Below are 19,046 nucleotides of genomic sequence, written 5' to 3' on the forward strand. Positions count from 1 at the left end.
GCAAAAACCGGTCCTGTTCCGCTGCGTTTCCGGCAGGACCATCTTTCAGCTTGATTAGCGGCATTCTGCCCGCTAACGAAGACAGACAACCAAAAGACGAGGATGCCCAAATGAGTGACACCGCAGAGCGCGTCAAGAAGATCGTCATCGAGCACCTTGGCGTCGATGCCGACAAGGTGACGGAGCAGGCGAGCTTCATCGATGATCTGGGCGCGGACAGCCTCGACACGGTCGAACTTGTTATGGCGTTCGAAGAAGAGTTCGGTGTCGAGATCCCGGACGACGCCGCCGAGACCATCCTGACTGTTGGCGATGCGGTGAAATACATCGACAAGGCCTCGGCCTGACGCTATTTGCAGTCATCACCGAGGAGGACCTGCGATGAGGCGTGTCGTCGTCACGGGCCTTGGGCTGCTTTCGCCGTTCGGCATGGGCTTCGAGCACAGCTGGAAGGAGCTTCTGACCGGCCGCAGCGCAGCCAAGCGCATCACCGAATTCGAGGTGGAAGACCTTGCCTGCAAGGTCGCCCACGTCATTCCGCGCGGTGACGGCTCCAATGCCACTTTCAATCCTGAAGCCGTTCTCGAGCCGAAGGAACTGCGCAAGATCGGCGATTTTATCCTGTACGGGATCGCGGCCGCCGACGAGGCACTCAAGGATTCCGGCTGGCAGCCGAAGACGCACGAGGAACAGTGCGCCACCGGCGTGCTGATCGGTTCGGGCATCGGCGGCATCGAAGGCATTGCCGAGAATGCGATGATCCTCAAGGAACGCGGCCCGCGCCGCATCAGCCCGTTCTTCATCCCCGGCCAGATCATCAACCTCGTCTCCGGCCAGGTCTCGATCCGGCATGGGCTGAAAGGCCCAAACCACGCCGTCGTCACCGCTTGCTCGACCGGTGCGCACGCCATCGGCGACGCCGCCCGCCTGATCATCTGGGGCGATGCAGACGTTATGGTCGCAGGCGGCGCCGAAGCGCCGGTGACGAGACTGTCGATCGCCGGGTTCGCCGCTTGCCGCGCGCTCTCCACCGAGCGCAACGACGCGCCGCAAACGGCCTCGCGTCCCTATGATCGCGATCGCGACGGCTTCGTCATGGGTGAGGGCGCCGGTGTTGTCGTGCTCGAGGAACTCGAACACGCCAAGGCCCGCGGCGCCAAGATCTATGCCGAGGTCACCGGCTACGGTCTGACCGGTGACGCCTATCACATCACCGCGCCTGCCGAGGATGGCGACGGCGCTTTCCGTTGCATGACAGCGGCGCTAAACCGGGCGAAGCTGACGCCCGCAGATGTCGACTACATCAACGCGCACGGCACATCGACCATGGCCGACACGATCGAACTCGGCGCCGTCGAGCGGCTGGTCGGCAACGCCGCCTCTAAGATATCGATGTCGTCGACCAAATCGTCGATTGGCCACCTGCTGGGCGCGGCTGGTGCTGCCGAGGCGATCTTTTCGATCCTCGCCATTCGCGACAACATCGCGCCGCCGACCATCAATCTCGACAATCCGGAGCGCGAAACGGCGATCGACCTGGTGCCGCACAAGCCGCGAGCCCGGCAGATCGACGTGGCGCTGTCCAACTCCTTCGGCTTCGGTGGCACCAACGCCTCGCTCGTCTTCCAGCGCTACAATGGCTGACCGCTCTGCCGGTTTCCGTCTGCCGTCAATTTTGCCATATTCGCCCCTACTCTGCCCGAGGGGATTCGTCGCAAGATCAGATGGTAGGGCGCTATGAACACAAATCCGGCCGATAACGGGGAATTCGGGCAACGGCGAGCAACGTCCGGCCCGATCGTGCCGAAAACGGCCAGCGAGGCGTTGCGGCCCGAGGCCGGCACGCCGCCGCCGAAGCGCTCGCGTGCCTCGCGCAGCCAGTTCGTCGTGTTCATGAACTTCGTCATCTCTTCGGTGATGCTGATGGTTCTGGCGGCGGGCGTTGCGCTGTATTTCGGCAAGCAGGAGTTCAACGAGCCCGGCCCGTCGGCCAATGGGGACACCTTCCTGGTCAAGCCGAATAGCGGCGTCCAGGAGATCGCCGACCAGCTTGAGCGGCGAGGACTGATCAGCGACGCCCGCATTTTCCGCCTTGGCGTGCGCGCCTTCGGCAATGATTCCGCGCTGAAGGCCGGCGAATACGAGATCAAGCCGCAGGCGTCGATGCACGACATCATGGAACTGCTGAAGAGCGGCAAGTCGGTGATGTATTCGCTGACTATCCCCGAGGGGCTGACGGTGGAGCAGGCGCTGCAACGGATCGCCGAGCAGGACGCGCTGACCGGCGATATGCCGTCGACCACTCCACCTGAGGGCAGCCTCGCCACCGACACGCTGCGCTTCACCCGCGGCGCAACACGTCAGCAGATGGTTGACAAGCTTCTGGCCGACCAGAAGAAGCTGGTCGACGAGGTCTGGCAGCGCCGAGCGCCAGATCTGCCGATCGCCAATGTTGAGGATTTTGTCACCCTGGCCTCGATCGTCGAGAAGGAGACCGGCAAGGGCGATGAACGCTCGCGCGTAGCCGCCGTCTTCCTCAATCGGCTGGCCAAGGGTATGCGGCTGCAGTCGGACCCGACCATCATCTACGGCCTCTTCGGCGGCAAGGGCAAACCCATCGACCGCCCGATCTATCAGTCGGACATCCAGAAGCCGACGCCCTACAACACCTATCTGATCAACGGTTTGCCGCCGACGCCGATCGCCAATCCCGGCCGTGCGGCGCTGGAGGCCGTCGCCAATCCGTCGAAGACCAGCGATCTCTACTTCGTCGCCGACGGCAGCGGCGGCCACGTCTTTGCCTCGACGCTCGATGAGCATAACGAGAATGTCGCTCGCTACCGGGCGCTGCTGAAAAAGCAGGCGCAGGACGCCGCCAAGGCCGGGGCAACCAATACCGGAGCCGACACGCCGGCGGGAGCCATCGTTGACGATGCGGGCGCCACCGCCGCCCAGTAGGGCCGGACGCCATCAGGTTGGCCCTGTGCATGTCCGGGTGGATGTGCAAGGGCTGCTATGGCATTGAAATTCACATGATCCTGCCCGGAGAAAATTGCTCCGGCTTGAGGGCATTCGGCAAAGGGACGCACGGCTACATGAACTTGCAGAGCATGACCGGTTTTGCGCGCAGTGTCGCCGAACACGACGGCACTGCGATTGCCTGGGAAGCCAAGTCCGTCAACGGCAAAAGCGTCGAGGTCAGGCTGCGGCTGCCGCAAGGTTTCGACCGGCTGGAGCCGGCCGTCCGGCAGACGGTGCAAAAGCGTTTTGCGCGCGGCAATTTCCAGATGACGCTGACCATTGGCCGCGCCGCCGGCGCGCAAGCGCAACCCGTGGTCAACGAGGCTTTCCTGAGGGATCTGGCGGGCTTGGCCAAGCGGCTGCAGGAGCAGTTCGGAGTAGCCCCTGCGGCGGCCGACGGCCTGCTTGCGCTGCGCGGCGTCCTCGACATTCCCGAAACCATCGAAACCGAAGAGGCGCGCAGTGCGCTCGATACCGCAATACTGTCGGCGCTGGAAGCAGCACTGAACGGGCTGCAGCAGGCGCGCCAGGGCGAAGGTGCCGCACTTCGTTCCCTGCTGTCCGGCCATATCGATGCCATCGAGGCGCTGACGCTGCGGGCCGAGGCCGATCCATCACGCGAGCCGGCCATGATCCGCGAAAGGCTCGCCGAGCAGATCCGCCTGCTGATGGACGCGTCCGCCAATCTGGACGCCAGCCGGCTGCATATGGAAGCGGCGTTTCTGGCCACCAAGGCCGACATACGCGAGGAAATCGACAGGCTGAAGACGCACGTGACGTCGGGGCGGGCGCTGCTCGCCGGCGGTGGCGCCATCGGCCGCAAGCTCGATTTCCTGGCACAGGAATTCAACCGCGAATCGAATACGCTGTGTTCCAAGTCGAATGCTGCCGCGGTCACCGCCATCGGGCTGGAACTGAAGGCGGTCGTCGACCAGTTTCGCGAACAGGTCCAGAATCTGGAATGATCCCGATGCCAAGCCACATGACTGCCAAGCCCCATGACCGCTAGGGATTTGGGTTCCCGCATTCGGCGCCGCGGGCTGATGCTGGTCTTGTCGTCGCCGTCAGGCGCCGGCAAGTCGACGATCGCGCGCAATCTGCTGGAGAGCGATTCCAGCCTCGAATTGTCGGTCTCGGTCACCACGCGGCCACGCCGCGGCAGCGAGATCGAGGGCGTCCATTACCACTTCCGCACCATGCGCGAGTTCGAGCGGCTACGCGATTCCGATGCGCTGCTCGAATGGGCGGAGGTGCACGGCAATTGCTACGCGACGCCGCGCGAGCCGGCCGAACAGGCGCTGGCCGAAGGCCGCGACATGCTGTTCGACATCGACTGGCAAGGCGCTCAGCAGCTCAAGGAGAAGATGCGCGCCGACATCGTCTCGATCTTCATCCTGCCGCCGTCGATGAAGGAATTGAAGGCACGGCTGAAGCGTCGCGCCGAGGACCAGGAAGCGGTGATCGAGACGCGGCTCAAGAACGCCCGCAACGAGATCGAGCACTGGAAGGAATATGATTTCGTCATAGTCAACGACGATCTCGACCGTGCTTTCGCCGAGGTGCGCGGCATCGTCACGGCCGAACGGCTCAGACGCGATCGCCGGCCGGGCCTGTTCGATTTTGTCTCAGGGCTGCTCGATGAGAAGACGGATTGATCAAGGCGTTGTCCCCGCGACCAGGATCAGATTGCGGCTGAGCGCGGCGTCGCGCAGTTCCAATGCCGCGGCATATTCGGCGGAGCGGTACCAACGCCGCGCCGTGTCCATGTCGGGGAATTCCACGATGATCAGCGGCCCGGGAGACCAGTCGCCTTCCAACCTTTCCACCTCGCCGCCGCGTACCAGATAGCGCCCGCCATGCTGGGCGATGGAGGCAGCCGCGCGGGCGCGATAGGCTTCGATAGCCTCTGTGTCACGGATCGTGACGTCGGAAATGACATAGGCGGCCACTGTTTGTCTCCGGGCAGGGTTTGTCCGGCTATCTATGCCATGAGAGCGGAAATTCCACGCGGACGCTTCCCGGCATCACACCGCGTTGGTCAGGCGAATGAATTCCTCGACGCTGAGCGTCTCCGCACGCCTGGTCGGATCGATGCCGGCGCGGGTGAGCAGTGCCTCGCCGCCGAGGCTTTTCACGCTCTGCCGCAGCATTTTCCGGCGCTGGCCGAATGCCGCTTCGGTGACGCGGCTAAGCCGTTTGACCTCTGCCGGCAAGGGGCTGGCGCGCGGCACTAGATGCACCACCGAGGACGTCACCTTGGGTGCCGGTGTGAACGCCTGGGGCGGCACGTCGAAGACAATCCTCGCCTCCGTCCGCCAGCCTGCAAGCACGCCGAGCCGGCCATAGGCCTCGCTGCCGGGGCTGGCTGCAATGCGTTCGGCGACCTCGCGCTGGAACATCAGCGTCATTGATGCGTAGAAAGGCGGCCACTCGGTCACGGTCAGCCAGCGGATCAGCAATTCGGTGCCGATATTGTAAGGCAGGTTGGCAACGATTTTCACCGACCCCCCGCTTCCCGGCGCTCCTTTGGCAAGCGCTGCAAAATCAGTTTTCAGCGCATCGCCGGCCACGATCTCGAGCCGACCCGGATAGTGCTTCGCGATCTCGTCCAGGGCCGCCAGGCAGCGCTCATCGCGCTCGATCGCGACGACCCGCCGGGCGCCGTTGAGGAGCAGGGCCCGAGTCAGCCCGCCCGGACCGGGACCGACCTCGATAACCGTAACGTCGCTCAGGTCGCCGGCGGTCCGCGCAATCTTGCTTGTCAGGTTAAGGTCGAACAGAAAATTCTGGCCGAGTGCCTTTTTCGCCTGCAGCCCATAGCGCTCGATCACCTCGCGCAGTGGCGGCAGGCCGTCTATGCTCATCGGGCTGGGCTCATCGGGCTGGGCTCGTCGGGTTAAGGCCATCGAATTGGGCTCATTTGGCTCAGTGGCCTACGGCCTTTTCCCGGTATCGGCAAGCAGGCGAGCGAGTTTCAGCGCCGCAATCAGGCTGTCGGCACGGGCAATGCCCTTGCCGGCGATGTCGAAGGCGGTGCCGTGGTCGGGCGAGGTGCGGATGAAGGGCAGGCCGAGCGTGACATTGACTGCCTCGTCAAACGCCAGCGCCTTGGCGGGGATCAGCGCCTGGTCATGATACATGCAGAGCACCACGTCATAGCCGGTGCGGGCGCGAGCGTGAAACAGGGTGTCGGCCGGCAATGGCCCGAAGGCGTCGATTCCTTCCTGCCTCAGCCTGTCGATCGCCGGGCGCACGATCCGCTCGTCTTCGGTGCCCATCGCGCCGCCTTCGCCGGCATGAGGGTTGAGGCCGGCGATGGCGAGCCGCGGCTTGGCAATTCCGAAGCGGTTTGCAAGGTCGGCGGCGGTGATGCGGCCGGTGGCGACGATCAGGTCGGTCGTCAGCGCCTTCGGCACCTCGGCCAGTGCGATGTGAATGGTGACCGGCACGGTGCGCAGGTCCGGACCGGCAAGCAGCATAACCGGCGTCACTTCGGTGCGGGTGTGAAGCGATGCCAGATGCGCCAGATATTCGGTGTGGCCGGGAAAGCGAAAGCCGGCATCGTAGAGCGGCTTCTTGGCAATGGGGCAGGTGACGACCGCGGCAGCGCGGCCGGCCAGGCAGTCGGCAACGGCGCGGTCGATCGCCTCGATGATTCCGGCGGCGTTGGCTGGACCCGGGCGGCCGGGACTGTCGACGAAACGGGCGGAAAGCGCCACCACCGGCAGCGCGCGCGAAAACATACTAGGCGCTAGCGCCGGCGTCGTCTCGGCAATCGCGATATCGGTGCCGAGCCCGTGCGCCCGCGCGGCAATCAGCGCCGGATCGGCAAGGAGATAAAAAGACGGAACGCCGGCGCTGTCGCGGGCCTGCCAAGCGGCGATGGCGATGTCCGGCCCCACGCCGGACGGATCGCCGACGCTCAACGCCAGCGGAAGCTCTGCGTCAGGCATGGCGATCGCGACTTCAGCGCTCGATGATGCGGGCTTTCTTCCGCAACTCCTCGACGTATTTCTTTGAGAGCTCGTCGGCGTTCTTGTCGCTCGAGCCCTCGCTCTGGAACACCATCTGCGCGACTTTGTCGTCCGACACTTCGCGCGACGAGCAGATGCCGACGAATTCGACGCCGCGGTCGGTCTCGCGCGTCGCGGTGGCGCCGCCGACCTTGGTGGCCTTGATCTGCTCGGCCCAGTCCGGCGGCAGTTGCGGCGCCAGCACCCGGCCGAGGTCGCGAACGGTGACATCGATCAGGCCCTTGGCAAATTCGCGCGTGGTGTTGCAGCCGTTGAAGCGGGCGCGCATGGCGTCGGCTTCGCGCTTGCGCTTGGCCAGCGTCGCGCTGCGCTCGGCTGCCGGCACGACGAAGATGACCTGCTGCAGCATGTATTCGGTGGCGCTCGGCTTGCTGCCGCCTTTTTCGAGCATGCGCTTGACGACGTCCTGCTCGCTTATGGCGCCGCCCCCGTCGGCGGAGCGGTAGCGCGCGGACAGCGCCTGGTTCCAGGCCATCTGCGCTCGGATGAATTCCTTGAAGTGCTCCTTGGTGACGCCTGATTGCGCCATCACACCGTCAAGCTGCTTGAGCTGCATCTTGTTGTTCGTGGCGAAACGCTGATAGGCGGCATCGACCTGCGCATCGCTGATGCGGATGCCTAGGCGCCGGGCCTCGGCCGAGCGCAGCGTCTGATCTATCATTTCCTGGCCGGCATCGCCCTTTCTGCGCTGCAGGCGCAGGAAAGCGGCCCGATGCTGGATGTCGCCTGTGGTGATCGGTACGTTGTTGACGACGTATTTGATCTCGGTGGCGAAAGCCGGCGGCGTCACTGCGGTGGTCGAGAACGCCACCAGCAGCGCGAACCCTGCCGAAAAGAGGTATTTCCTCATCGAAAGCATCCCAGTTCCATCCCGATTCGACCCAACCCATCCCAGTTCAGGTCGCCGAAATCCGTGCCTGCTCTATGCGGCGAAACAATGTCGTCCGCCAGCCACCCCGTTGCCGACTTCCGTTATTGGATGGTGTCGATTGAGCGTTGCGACGAGCCGAAATCGCCGAGCGTGCGGAACGACAGGTTGAAGCCGACGTTCTGCGACACTTCCCTGGTGTTAAGGTCACGTCTTTCCGAAAACGTCATCAAATAGGTAAAGCACGAATCACTATAGGCAAAGCCGACGCCGTCCTTGACCAGCACGCTCTGCTCAAGATCATATGTGCCGGTGCCAAAGACGCGCCAGTTCTCGGCAAGATGCGTCGAGGCGCCGAGCGTGACCTCATGGCGATCCGTGGAGAAGCCATAGAGCGGCTGCGCCTGGATGAAGGCGTATTTGGCGCTCAGCGATACTGGCAGGCCTGAAAAGGCGGCCTTTACCTCAGCGCGGCGGATCTCGAAGCTTTGCTCGTCGAAACGGCCGCTGACCGAGCCGGAAAACCCGCTGGGGCTGTTGAAGCCGACAAGGCCGACATAGTCGGAGGTTGCAGTTTCAAGACCCGAATAGGCACCGACATTGACCAGATCCGGCGTGCCGAACGAGTTCTGGCCGCCGAGCTGGTAGGATTGGCCGAACACCGCGTTGGTGCCCCAGCCATTGTCGTATGCGCCGGAATAGCGGAGCCCGACATTGGCGCGTGTGCCGCCTTCCATGCGGTCATAGCCCGAGAATTTGTCGCGCTCAAACAGCGTCGTGGCGTCGAAGACGAAGCTCTGGGCGTCCTCGTTGGGAACCGCCAGCCCGCCGACATATTGCTCGTTCGGACGCATGAATACTTGCGCCATCGGCTCGAAGACATGGCTGGAACTGGTCATCGAGAACAGCACCGGCCAGCGCATCTCAAGCCCGGCGGTCGCCATATAGCGGGCAAGCGATGAACGCATATCGTCCTCAACGCCGAGATTGGTCGCCATCTGGTTGATGGCGTCGAGCGAGGCGGAGGAGGCGTTGACATAGCCGGCGTCGCCGCGCAGCGCCAGGAGCGGCGTCAGCAGCAGCCCACCATCGGTGGTGATGGTGCGCTTCCATTCGGCTTCCGCGGTAAGACGGCCAGATTGACCGTCGATGCCACGAACGTTGTTGACGGACGAAGGGACGCCCGAATCTGCAAGAGCCGTATCGAGCCTGTCGCGGTCTATGACCCGCGCGTTGACGTCGAACGAGAGCTGCCCGCCGGCCACCGGCATGTCGGGGATATAGGCGTAGTCGAGCGAGGGCAGCACCCAGGGCTGCTTGGCGGCGCGTGCGGTCGGATCGCTGGCGAGAGTGTCTTCCTGAACGTCGAAGTGCATGGCGCGCACATCGAAGTAATTGCGATCGTTGAGTCCCGTCAGATACACCTCGGAGCGGTGCACGCTGTCGTTGAAGCCATCGATGTCGTAAGTGCGCGCGAAATTCTTGTCGCTCTGCAGCAGGATATCCCAACCGAAGTCCCAGCGCGGGTTGATAGCGAACTGGCCCTGGGTGCCCATCATCCCGCGGAACCTGTTCGGGTCGCCTTCGGTACCCGAATTGACGTTGTGGCCATTGTCGTCGATGAAGGCGTCGGGATTCTCCTGCCGGATGCCTGCAATCTTCAGGCTGTACTGACCATTGTTGAAGCGCTGCCTCCACTCGGCCTCACCGAGGAAACCTTGCTTGGTATAGCCGCTGCCGGTGACAGTGAGATCGTAGGTCGGCGAGAGCGCGAAATAATAGGGGACTTTAATACCCACGCCGAGGTCGCTCTTGTAGGCGACGCCGGGAATCAGGAAGCCGCTCTTGCGCTTGACCGTTGGGTCGGCGATCTCGAAAGCCGGCAGATAGGCCAGCGGAAAGCCGAAGAACTCGAAGTTCGAGTTTTCGAAGCGAACCGTCTTCTTTTCGCCGTTCCAGATGATCTTCCTGGCCTTGATACGCCAGGTCGGCGCTTTGTCGGGCTTGTCCTCGCACGGCTCGCACGCGGTATAGACGCCATTGTGGAACGTCGTCAGCACGCCGCCCATGCGCTCCGCGCTTTCGGCGGCGAAGTACGCCTTGTCTATGGTCTCGACCCGCAACGCGTTGACGAAGCCGTCGGCGAAATCGTCAGTGATGTCGGCATGCTGCGAATAGATTTTGGTGCCGTCGCTATTGACGAGTTCGACATTGCCGCTGGCGACGAGGCGTTTGGTGTTGCGGTTGTATTCGACCCGCTGGGCGACGAGACGGTTGCCGCCGTAGTCGATCTGGACGCCGCCGACGGCCGTCACGGTCTGCTTGTCGTTGTCGTAGACCAGCGTATCGGCTGCCATCAGCATTTGCGTGCCACTCGGAACCTTCGTCGCCAGGTCACTGACGTCCTGGGCAAAAGCCGGAGCAGCCGGGGCGACGCTGGCAAGCAGGCATGCCAAGGCGCTCGCCGCAGAGAGGCGTGCCAAACCGGCGTGCCTATGGCTGCGCAAAACCGCCTCCCTCACTAGCCGTCTTCCTTGTATAGCAGGAATGTCACCCCGAAGAACATAGCCACGACAACCGGGACCCAAGCCGCTACGGCTGTGGGTACGAATCCCGCTACGCCGAATGCCTTGACCAGCACCGAAACGACATAAAGCAGAAAGCCGGCCACGATGCCACCCAGAATCATCGTCGCCGACTGCCCCATCCTCGCAAATCGCATTGATACCGTTGCCGCAATCAGCGTCATCGCGACGAGCAGGAAGGGCAGCGCCACGAGGGAATCGAACTGCATGGCGAAGGCATTTGCCTTGAGGCCGAAGGAGCGGGCCACCTCGACTTTGCCGGGCAAATCGTAGAAGGGGATAGTCTCAGGGCGCGCCAACCGCTCTTGCACGAATTCCGGCTTGAGATTGGTCGGCAGCCGATCGCTGGGTAACGACTGGATGGTGCCGTCCCGGAACACCTTGACGTCCTGCAATTCCCAGTAGCCGTCCCGCAAAAAGGCGCGCGCCGCATCCTTGCGCTCGATGATATCGCCTTGCGGACTGAAGCTGAAGAAGACCGCGTCGGCCATCTCCAAGCCTTGATTGAGAATGGCGCGCGCTCCGATGATGGTATCGCCGGAACTGGTTTTCTGCCTGATCCAGGGTGCGGCATCGGCCGAGACCGTATTCGACTTGCCCGAACGGAGTTGGGTCTCGATCTGCTCGGACCAGGAATAGGCGTGCGCGGCTATCGGATTGATGACGCCGACCGACAAGGCACCAAACAGCAGCGCCCCGATGCAGCATGGCAGCAGGAACTGCCATGCTGAAACCCCGGCGGAACGGGCGATTACCAATTCATATTTGCGGTTGAGCGACACCAGGGTCGCCATCGCCGAGAACAGGCCGACGAACGGCACCGTCTGCAGCATGATCATCGGCATCCTGAGCCCGGAAATGGCGAAGGCAGTTCCGTAAGTGAAGCCTGGCACGCCGGTCGTGCGGCCGGAAAGCTCGGTGAAATCGATCAGGAACACCAGCGCCAAAAGACCGATGAAGAACCAAATGGTGATCGTCACATAGCGAAAGAAGAAGTATCGACCCAGAGTCCAGCCCATCAGCCGGCTCCCTGTCCGGAAGCGCCGCGCCCAGCAAAACGGAGCTTGATGGCGCTCCAGCCCTCACTGAAGCGGCCGGCAAGATTGGTCACCCAGTCGGCCCAGGCAACAGGCAGTTCCATGGTCCGGTTGGAAACAATGAACCAGATGGCGATCGCCGATGCCACGATCGGGACGCCGTAGACCATATAGGCATATTGCGGCACCTTGTCGGCCTTGCCGGCGGCAAAGAACCCGAGCCAGCGCACGAACAGCGCGATCGCGATTGCCGTGATCAGCGGGTGCACACGCGCCTCACGATGCGAGCGTGCATCTCCGGCGACGGCGAGCGCGATCAGCGCGAAGACGAGCGAATAGGACCACTCGGAAAAACGCTGGTCGAGCTCGGCTAGGTACCTGTTCGGCTTTTGCTGGTACATCTTGTCGTTCGGACTGGGATTGAGCAGATACTGGGTCGTCCGGTCCTTCGGCAAAAGCAGGATGTCGGATGATGCCGACATGAAAGCGGACAAATCGAAGGCATAGGAGGTGAACCGGATCACCGAGAGGTCGCCGGTCATGGTTTTGCGATGGATCACCCCGTCATTCATCATCAGCACCTTCTCGTCGCCGCGTTCGATGATGCTGCCGGACTCGGCATAATAGACGAGATTGACGCCTTCTTCGCGCGAATCGGCGACGAAGATGCCGCCGAGGCGATTGTCGGGAAGCCGTTCGCCAACCTGCAGGAACAGGCCGTCATCGATCTTGCGGAAGGTGCCTTCCTGGATGATCAACGACAACAGATCCGCACGCGAAGATGCTATCAGCTCGCGGTTCTTCTGGCGCGCGTAGGGGTCGACGCCATTGTCGACCGCGAACGAAAAAACGCTGGCTGCTAGTGCCAGAAGCATGATCGGCCTGACGATTGTCCAGCGTGAAGCGCCGGCGGCATTGATGACGGCGAGCTCCGAATCCGAATTCATCACGCTGAGGATCTGGGCAACCGCGACCACCAGGGCGAACGGTACGACGATCGGAACGATCGTCGGGATGATCAGCGCTGCGACTTCGAAGAAGGTGAGGGCCGATTGACCGCTATCGGTGACGAGGTCGATGCGGGCGAGGACCTGAGTCGTCCAGACGATCGCCAGCGTCCAGACGAGCGCCAGCGCGAATACCGCGAAGGCACGGCGCATGATGTAACGTTCAACGACCTTCATGAAGGCTTTTCTCGGCGATTTCGAACGGCATCATGCCTTGGAACAAGGTAGTCGTCCGGCGCCGGCTGCACAACTGGCTCAGTTTGGCGGTTCGATCCGGGTTCTGTCCCGTATCGTACATTCCGCTGGGCCGGAGTGTCGGCGGCAATGGATAAGAAAGGGCGAACATTGTTGGTTAACAACAGGTTGCGGCTGGAAGCGGGGCCGTGCCGCGACGAATCGTGGGTGGTTCGATATCGCATATGGGAGCGATTTCGGCCAAAGTCTTGTCAAATGCGGCAAAACGACCAAATGTCGCGCCGGTCGCGACCGCCGCGGCGTGATAAGACGGGTCAGGATCTGTTGAGCCCCAGCATGGAAGCGGAAAAATTGCGCAGTCAAACCGGTCGAGAAACCGTCTTTGACGGCGCGATCGTGGTCGGCGCCGGCGCGGCCGGCCTTGCCGCCGCCCACGCCTTGATGAAGGCCGGCGTACCGACGCTCGTCCTGGAAAGGGAGAGCCGGCTTGCCGAACCCTGGCATCGGCGCCACCAGCGGCTACACCTCAATACCCATCGCGATCTCTCGACGCTCCCCGGTGTCGGCTATCCCGCAGGCACCCCGGCTTTTCCGCATAAATCGGCCGTCATTCGCCATCTGAACGATTTCAGCCAGACGCATGGTCTGCCGGTCGCATTCGGCGTTGCCGTTGAAGAGGTCACGTTCGACGGCGATCACTGGACCGTGCGGACGAACGCCGGACGTCGTCTGGCGCGCCATATCGTCGTCGCCACCGGGCGCGACCGGCAGCCGTTTATTCCCGCGTGGAAAGGCATGAAGGATTTTGCAGGCCGGATTATCCATTCGGCCGATTTTGGCGATGCGAAGGACTACGCCGGCAAAAGGGTGCTGGTGGTCGGTGCCGGCAATTCGGGGTTCGACGCACTCAATCATCTTGCGAATGCAGATGCCCAAAGCATCTGGCTGTCGGCCCGCAACGGCCCCTCTCTGCTGCCGAAACGCATCGGCAAGGTCGCCGTCCACAGGCTTTCACCGTTAATGGCGAGCTTGCCGGTGCGGCTGGCCGATGCGGTGATGGCGACAACCCAGCGCCTGGTTTTCGGCGACCTGACGAAATTTGGGCTTCCGCCGGCTCCCACAGGCGGTGCGAGCCGTCTGAGCGCCGACTACACCGCGATCGCAGCCGACGACGGCGCGGTTCGCGCCATCACGGCAGGCACGATCGTGGTGGTGCCACCATTGCGGGAATTTAGCCAAGACGGCGTCGTGTTGAATGACGGCAGGTTTATCACGCCCGATATCGTCATTGCAGCGACTGGTTATCGCACCGGTCTGGAGCAGATGGTCGGCAAGCTCGGCGTTCTCGACGGCAAGGGCGTTCCGCTTTTCAACGGCGGCGATGCCGATCCGAAATTGCCCGGCCTGTGGTTTACCGGCATGCGGCCGAGCATTCGCGGTTGTTTCGCCAATGCCCGCATTCAGGCCAGGGCGATAGCGGCGCGGATTGTCAAGCAGCGATAGTGAGCAGGACTATGCCGATTGTTCCGCCCGCAATAGACACGCCTTGTTGGAGCGTGCTCGAACCGAAAGGTCAATGATCATGACGCCAGTCAGCATTCGCTACATGGTCGATGATGTCGCCACCTCGATCGATTTCTACTGTGGACAACTGGGCTTTACCGTCGAACAGGACGCGCGACCGGCTTTTGCTTCCGTCACGCGCGGCGCGTTACGGCTCCTTCTGAGCGGACCCGGCAGTTCGGGTGCACGGGCTATGCCGGATGGCCGGCAGCCGGTGCCGGGAGGCTGGAACCGCATCCTGCTGGTGGTGCCGGACCTGAAAGAAGAGGTTGCGCGCCTCAAGAGTGCTGGACTTGTCTTTCGCAACGATATCATAACGGGCGTCGGCGGTTCCCAGACCCTGCTCGAAGACCCATCGGGCAATGTCATCGAGCTGTTTCAACCCGCCGCTCACTGACGCAACAACACGGCACCTTTCGGTCCGACCAATCGAACGCTTCTCGCGATAATCCAACGCACTTCCCGAAAGCAGGACATCATGAATTCGAGACCCTCGATCGCCTTCGCCAAATTCGCCGCGCCCAAAAAGGGCAGCGTTTTCGTTCTGGCGGCCGACGAGGGCGACCTCAGCGATGCCGCCAGGGCTTGTGATCCGGCAAAGACCCTTGAGCGGGCTTTTCCGGTCGCTGACTTCACCGGCAAATTCGCCAGCTTGGTCGAAGTGCTGGCACCGGAAGGGACATCGCTCGATCGACTGGTAGCGGTCGGTGCCGGCAAGGGCTCCAATCTCGATGATTATGGTTGGCTGAAGCTCGGTGGCACGATTGCCGCGTCCTTTCGCAAGGCAACCGAAGTGGCCGTCGTGCTCGATCTTCCCGGTGCCGCCATCAGCGGCAGGCAAGCCGTTCAGCTCGCAGCAGGCATCCTGCTGCGCAGCTATTCCTTCGACAAGTACAAGACCAAAAAGAACAATGGTGACGACAAGCGCGAGCCAAAAAAGCCGGTCAAGGTGACTATTCACACCGCCGATCCGGCAGCTGCAAAGAAGGCCTTCGCCGATGAAGCGGCGGTGATCGACGGTGTCTTGCTGGCGCGCGATTTGGTCAATGAACCGGCCAATGTTCTGGGGCCGGTGGAATTCGCCACCCGCATCGCCGAACTGGAGGCGCTCGGCGTCACGGTCGAGATCCTGGCCGAGAAGGAGATGAAGAAGCTCGGCATGGGTTCGCTGCTGGGCGTAGCGCAGGGCTCGCCGCGTGGCGCCCGCATCGCGGTCATGCGGTGGGACGGCGGCAAGGCCAAGGAAAGCCCGGTCGCCTTCGTCGGCAAGGGCGTCACCTTCGACACCGGCGGCAATTCGATCAAGCCGGCCTCGGGCATGGAGGACATGAAGGGGGATATGGGCGGCGCTGCTGCCGTCACCGGGCTGATGCACGCGCTAGCCGCGCGCAAGGCGAAGGTCAATGTCGTCGGCATTGTCGGGCTGGTCGAAAACGCCGTCGATGGCCACGCTCAGCGACCGGGCGACATCGTCACCTCGATGTCGGGCCAGACCATCGAAGTGCTCAATACCGACGCCGAGGGCCGCCTGGTGCTGGCCGATGCGCTGTGGTACTGCAACGACCGCTTCCAGCCGAAATTCATGATCAATCTGGCGACGCTGACCGGCGCCATCATGGTGGCGCTCGGCCAGCATTATGCCGGCCTGTTTTCCAACAATGACGAGTTGGCGGACCGGCTGACGGCGGCCGGACAGGCGACGCAGGAGCGGGTGTGGCGCATGCCGCTCGGTGCCGAATACGACAAGCTGATCGATTCCAAGAATGCCGACATGAAGAACATCGGCGGCCGCCACGGCGGCGCCATCATCGCCGCGCAGTTCCTGCAGCGTTTCGTCAAGGACACGCCCTGGGCGCATCTCGACATTGCCGGCACCGCTATGGGCGCGCCCTCCAACGAGATCAACCAGTCATGGGCTTCCGGCTTCGGCGTCAGGCTGCTCGACCGGCTGCTGCGCGATCATTACGAGCAATGAGCGGCTGGGGCGGGGTTCCGAAAATGTAGACTGAACGCATGGCCGAGATTCTGTTTTATCACCTGACCGAATCGACGCTGGAGGCTGCGCTGCCCGGCCTCCTGGAGCGCAGTATCGATCGCGGCTGGCGCGCCGTGGTGCAGACCGGCACCGAGGAACGGCGCGACGCGCTGGACCAGCATCTGTGGACTTTCCGGGACGATTCATTCCTGGCCCACGCAACGGACCGCGAAGCCCGTCCCGCCGAGCAGCCGGTGCTTCTGACCGTCAGCCCTGACAATCCGAACCAGGCGCAGATACGCTTCCTGGTCGATGGGGCGGTGCCGCCGGAGCTTGGCGGCTACCAGCGCGCCGTGTTCCTGTTCGACGGTCACGATGCAGCCCAGCTAGAGGCGGCACGCACGCACTGGAAGACAATGAAGGAGGCGGGCCACACCGTGACCTACTGGCAGCAAACGCCCGACCGGCGCTGGGAACGCAAGGCTTAGGGAATTTGCCGCCTAGTGGAATCACTGGCGCCGCAAGAATGCGACGCCAAAAAGATGGACTGCCGGCTATTCAAAAGACCTGAGCAAGCCCGATGCCGCCCGATGAACGAACACCAGGCATGCCGATAGATGCCGCACTTGTTCGCCGGCTGATTGCCGCGCAGTTCCCCAAATGGGCGGACCTGCCGGTAGAGCCGGTCGAGCCTGGCGGCTGGGACAACCGCACGTTCCGACTGGGCGATCACATGTCGGTGCGGCTGCCGAGCGCCGCCGCCTACGTCGCCCAGGTCGAGAAGGAGCATCGCTGGCTGCCCCGCCTGGCGCCTCACCTGCCTCTGCCCATACCCGTGCCGCTGGCCAAAGGCGCGCCCGGGGAAGGCTATCCATGGCCTTGGTCCGTCTATCGCTGGCTTGGCGGCAGACCGGCGGCTGGTGGACTGATTGCCGATCTTACTGAGCTCGCCCGTTCGCTGGCCGGCTTTTTGGTGGCGCTCTACCGGATCGACGCTGCCGATGGGCCACCGGCAGGGCAGCATAATTTCCACCGCGGCGGCCGGCTTTCGGTCTACGACGCCGAGACCCGAGCCGCGCTCTCGGCGCTCGGTGGCCGCATCGACAAGGCCGCAGCCGAGGCCGTGTGGGCGACGGCCCTTGCCTCGGGATGGAAAGGGCCGCCGGTCTGGGTCCATGGCGACGTCGCCTCGGGCAATCTGCTCGTCGAAGATGGCAAGCTGTGCGCGGTGGTCGATTTCGGTAGTTCGGCTATCGGCGATCCTGCCTGTGATCTGGTGATCGCGTGGACGGAATTTTACGGCGAGAGCCGCCAAGCGTTCCGCGACGCCATTGCGCTTGACGAGCACAGCTGGGCGCGCGCTCGGGGCTGGGCGTTGTGGAAGGCGCTGATCGTCGCTTCGGGACATGACGGCAACCAGCGCGAGGCGGAAAAATCGTGGCGGGTCATCAATGAGGTGCTGGCGGATCACACAAACAGTCGGAGCGGGATGGCTAATTCAGTCTGAATGCATCCCGCTCTAACAACGAAAGGCATTACTGCCCGCCCATCTCCTTCTTGAATGTATCGAAATCGACCTGCATGCCGTTGAAGATGGTGCTCCAGTGGCGGGTCAGCGCTGAAACGGCGACCGCCTCCTGGATCTCCTCGTCGGTAGCGCCGGCCCGCTTGGCGTCCTGCGTGTCCGACCAGATGCAGTAGTTGCACGGGATTTGCGCCGCCACCGCCAGCGAGATCAGTGACTTGACCTTCGGCGGCAGCGCCGTCTTGTCGCTGAGCTGGATAGCCTTGACCTCGGCCCATGCACCGGGCAGACCGGCTTTCGGGAACTGCTTTACGAAACCGGGCACCCCGCCCATGGTCGACTGGATGTCCTTGACGGTTGCGTCATACTCATCGGCATAAGAAGGAGTTGCAGCCAGCGTCAGCACACAGGCGGCGGCGAGCAGGCAGGCACGGCGGATGGAAGAATGCGTTGATGAAAGAGTACGATACACAGACATGACGTTCTCCTCTGGCGTTTGTAGACCTTACGGTGTAAGGTAATGTCGAAAATGAACCTTACAGTGTAAGTTGTCAAGCGGCACCATGGACACATCGATCAAAAAAAAGCGACCGCGCGGCAGACTGTCTCGCGAGATGATCGAGGCTGCCGCTTTGAAGGTGATCGAGAGCGAGGGCCTCGCCGGTTTTTCGATGCGCAAGCTGGCGACTGCACTCGGCTGCGAGGCGATGAGCATCTATCACCACTTTCCTTCGGTGGCGCATCTCTTCGAAGCCTTGGTGGACCGGCTGATCGGCTCCCTCGAAATGCCCGACACGGACCTACCTTGGCGACAAAGGTTGCGCATCGCCGTGCAGGATTTCCGCCGCGTCGCGCGTGAGCACCCGGCTTTCGCCAGCTTCTTCGTTACCTACCGGATGAACTCGCCGACCTGCCTTGCGTGGCTGAACGGCATCCTCGGCCTGTTCGAGGCCGGCGGCTTCGGACCGGAACTTGGTGCGCGGCTGTTCCGTACCACCGGCTATTATCTGATGGGTGCCATCCTCGACGAGACTGCCGGCTATGCGAAGGGGCCTTCGGCCGTGACCACGGTCAGCGATGAGCAACTGGCGCAGGATTTTCCAAAAGTAGCTGCGGCCGGGCGTTATTTCGGCACCGCCGAATTTGACCGGACGTTTGATCTCGGCCTTGATATGCTCCTGGACGAAATGGAACGCGCCCGCGACGGCACCAGCGCGCCGAATACCGGGTCTTGAC

Annotated in this window: 19 protein-coding genes; 11 read left to right on the plus strand and 8 right to left on the minus strand. The window is 62.8% G+C overall.

The window, feature by feature from the left end:
- Positions 1-110: 110 nt before the first annotated feature.
- The 5 genes from NKH42_RS26940 (at position 111) to gmk (ending at position 4,676) form a co-directional block, all read left to right on the plus strand.
- On the plus strand, positions 111-347 hold the full coding sequence (locus NKH42_RS26940) for an acyl carrier protein (RefSeq protein WP_006203723.1): 237 nt from the start codon (positions 111-113) through the stop codon (positions 345-347).
- 34 nt (positions 348-381) lie between these two features.
- Entirely contained in the window at positions 382-1,644 is a 1,263-nt protein-coding gene (fabF, locus tag NKH42_RS26945; protein WP_352467164.1) for a beta-ketoacyl-ACP synthase II, read from the plus strand.
- 93 nt (positions 1,645-1,737) lie between these two features.
- Positions 1,738-2,958: an endolytic transglycosylase MltG gene (gene mltG / locus NKH42_RS26950; RefSeq protein ID WP_352752896.1), complete on the plus strand. Its 1,221-nt coding sequence runs from the start codon at positions 1,738-1,740 to the stop codon at positions 2,956-2,958.
- A gap of 137 nt (positions 2,959-3,095) precedes the next feature.
- Positions 3,096-3,986 carry a YicC/YloC family endoribonuclease gene (locus NKH42_RS26955; RefSeq protein ID WP_352752902.1) on the plus strand — a complete coding sequence of 297 codons (891 nt, stop codon included), beginning with the start codon at positions 3,096-3,098 and terminating at the stop codon, positions 3,984-3,986.
- 33 nt (positions 3,987-4,019) lie between these two features.
- On the plus strand, positions 4,020-4,676 hold the full coding sequence (gmk, locus tag NKH42_RS26960) for a guanylate kinase (protein WP_254820312.1): 657 nt from the start codon (positions 4,020-4,022) through the stop codon (positions 4,674-4,676).
- On the opposite strand, the gene NKH42_RS26965 is transcribed toward gmk, so the two are convergent.
- From NKH42_RS26965 to lptF, 7 genes are all read right to left on the minus strand, one after another.
- Positions 4,677-4,970, minus strand: a complete 294-nt coding sequence (locus NKH42_RS26965; RefSeq protein WP_352507932.1) for a DUF1330 domain-containing protein — start codon at positions 4,968-4,970, stop codon at positions 4,677-4,679.
- Between the two features lie 75 nt (positions 4,971-5,045).
- Positions 5,046-5,885, minus strand: coding sequence for a 16S rRNA (adenine(1518)-N(6)/adenine(1519)-N(6))-dimethyltransferase RsmA (gene rsmA, locus NKH42_RS26970; RefSeq protein ID WP_352507931.1), 840 nt, complete (start codon positions 5,883-5,885; stop codon positions 5,046-5,048).
- A gap of 69 nt (positions 5,886-5,954) precedes the next feature.
- Positions 5,955-6,974, minus strand: coding sequence for a 4-hydroxythreonine-4-phosphate dehydrogenase PdxA (gene pdxA, locus NKH42_RS26975; protein WP_352752893.1), 1,020 nt, complete (start codon positions 6,972-6,974; stop codon positions 5,955-5,957).
- Between the two features lie 13 nt (positions 6,975-6,987).
- Positions 6,988-7,914: a peptidylprolyl isomerase gene (locus NKH42_RS26980; RefSeq protein WP_352479239.1), complete on the minus strand. Its 927-nt coding sequence runs from the start codon at positions 7,912-7,914 to the stop codon at positions 6,988-6,990.
- Positions 7,915-8,027: 113 nt separating this feature from the next.
- Complete coding sequence (locus tag NKH42_RS26985; RefSeq protein ID WP_352752892.1) at positions 8,028-10,445, minus strand: LPS-assembly protein LptD; 2,418 nt, start codon at positions 10,443-10,445, stop codon at positions 8,028-8,030.
- Positions 10,445-11,530, minus strand: coding sequence for an LPS export ABC transporter permease LptG (lptG, locus tag NKH42_RS26990; protein WP_352479326.1), 1,086 nt, complete (start codon positions 11,528-11,530; stop codon positions 10,445-10,447). The genes NKH42_RS26985 and lptG overlap by 1 nt, the downstream gene beginning before the upstream one ends.
- Positions 11,527-12,729, minus strand: coding sequence for an LPS export ABC transporter permease LptF (gene lptF, locus NKH42_RS26995; RefSeq protein ID WP_352507927.1), 1,203 nt, complete (start codon positions 12,727-12,729; stop codon positions 11,527-11,529). Before lptF ends, lptG begins: the two co-directional genes overlap by 4 nt.
- 354 nt (positions 12,730-13,083) lie before the next feature.
- Here lptF and NKH42_RS27000 point away from each other — a divergent pair, with 354 nt between their 5' ends.
- The 5 genes from NKH42_RS27000 (at position 13,084) to NKH42_RS27020 (ending at position 17,792) form a co-directional block, all read left to right on the plus strand.
- Complete coding sequence (locus NKH42_RS27000) at positions 13,084-14,250, plus strand: flavin-containing monooxygenase (RefSeq protein ID WP_352752900.1); 1,167 nt, start codon at positions 13,084-13,086, stop codon at positions 14,248-14,250.
- Positions 14,251-14,323: 73 nt separating this feature from the next.
- Positions 14,324-14,707, plus strand: a complete 384-nt coding sequence (locus NKH42_RS27005) for a VOC family protein (RefSeq protein ID WP_352507925.1) — start codon at positions 14,324-14,326, stop codon at positions 14,705-14,707.
- 81 nt (positions 14,708-14,788) lie between these two features.
- On the plus strand, positions 14,789-16,285 hold the full coding sequence (locus NKH42_RS27010) for a leucyl aminopeptidase (protein ID WP_352507923.1): 1,497 nt from the start codon (positions 14,789-14,791) through the stop codon (positions 16,283-16,285).
- A 38-nt stretch (positions 16,286-16,323) separates the two neighbouring features.
- Positions 16,324-16,773 carry a DNA polymerase III subunit chi gene (locus tag NKH42_RS27015; protein WP_352507922.1) on the plus strand — a complete coding sequence of 150 codons (450 nt, stop codon included), beginning with the start codon at positions 16,324-16,326 and terminating at the stop codon, positions 16,771-16,773.
- 119 nt (positions 16,774-16,892) lie between these two features.
- Positions 16,893-17,792 carry an aminoglycoside phosphotransferase family protein gene (locus NKH42_RS27020; protein ID WP_352507921.1) on the plus strand — a complete coding sequence of 300 codons (900 nt, stop codon included), beginning with the start codon at positions 16,893-16,895 and terminating at the stop codon, positions 17,790-17,792.
- Positions 17,793-17,820: 28 nt separating this feature from the next.
- Here the strand turns inward: NKH42_RS27020 and NKH42_RS27025 are convergent, their stop codons facing one another.
- On the minus strand, positions 17,821-18,288 hold the full coding sequence (locus NKH42_RS27025; RefSeq protein ID WP_254820302.1) for a carboxymuconolactone decarboxylase family protein: 468 nt from the start codon (positions 18,286-18,288) through the stop codon (positions 17,821-17,823).
- Positions 18,289-18,373: 85 nt separating this feature from the next.
- Between NKH42_RS27025 and NKH42_RS27030 the strand changes: the two genes are divergently transcribed.
- Complete coding sequence (locus NKH42_RS27030) at positions 18,374-19,045, plus strand: TetR/AcrR family transcriptional regulator (protein WP_254820301.1); 672 nt, start codon at positions 18,374-18,376, stop codon at positions 19,043-19,045.
- Position 19,046: the final 1 nt, after the last annotated feature.

Origin of the sequence: Mesorhizobium sp. M1142, assembly GCF_040318565.1 — a bacterium.
In the GTDB taxonomy this organism is placed as follows: Bacteria; Pseudomonadota; Alphaproteobacteria; order Rhizobiales; family Rhizobiaceae; genus Mesorhizobium.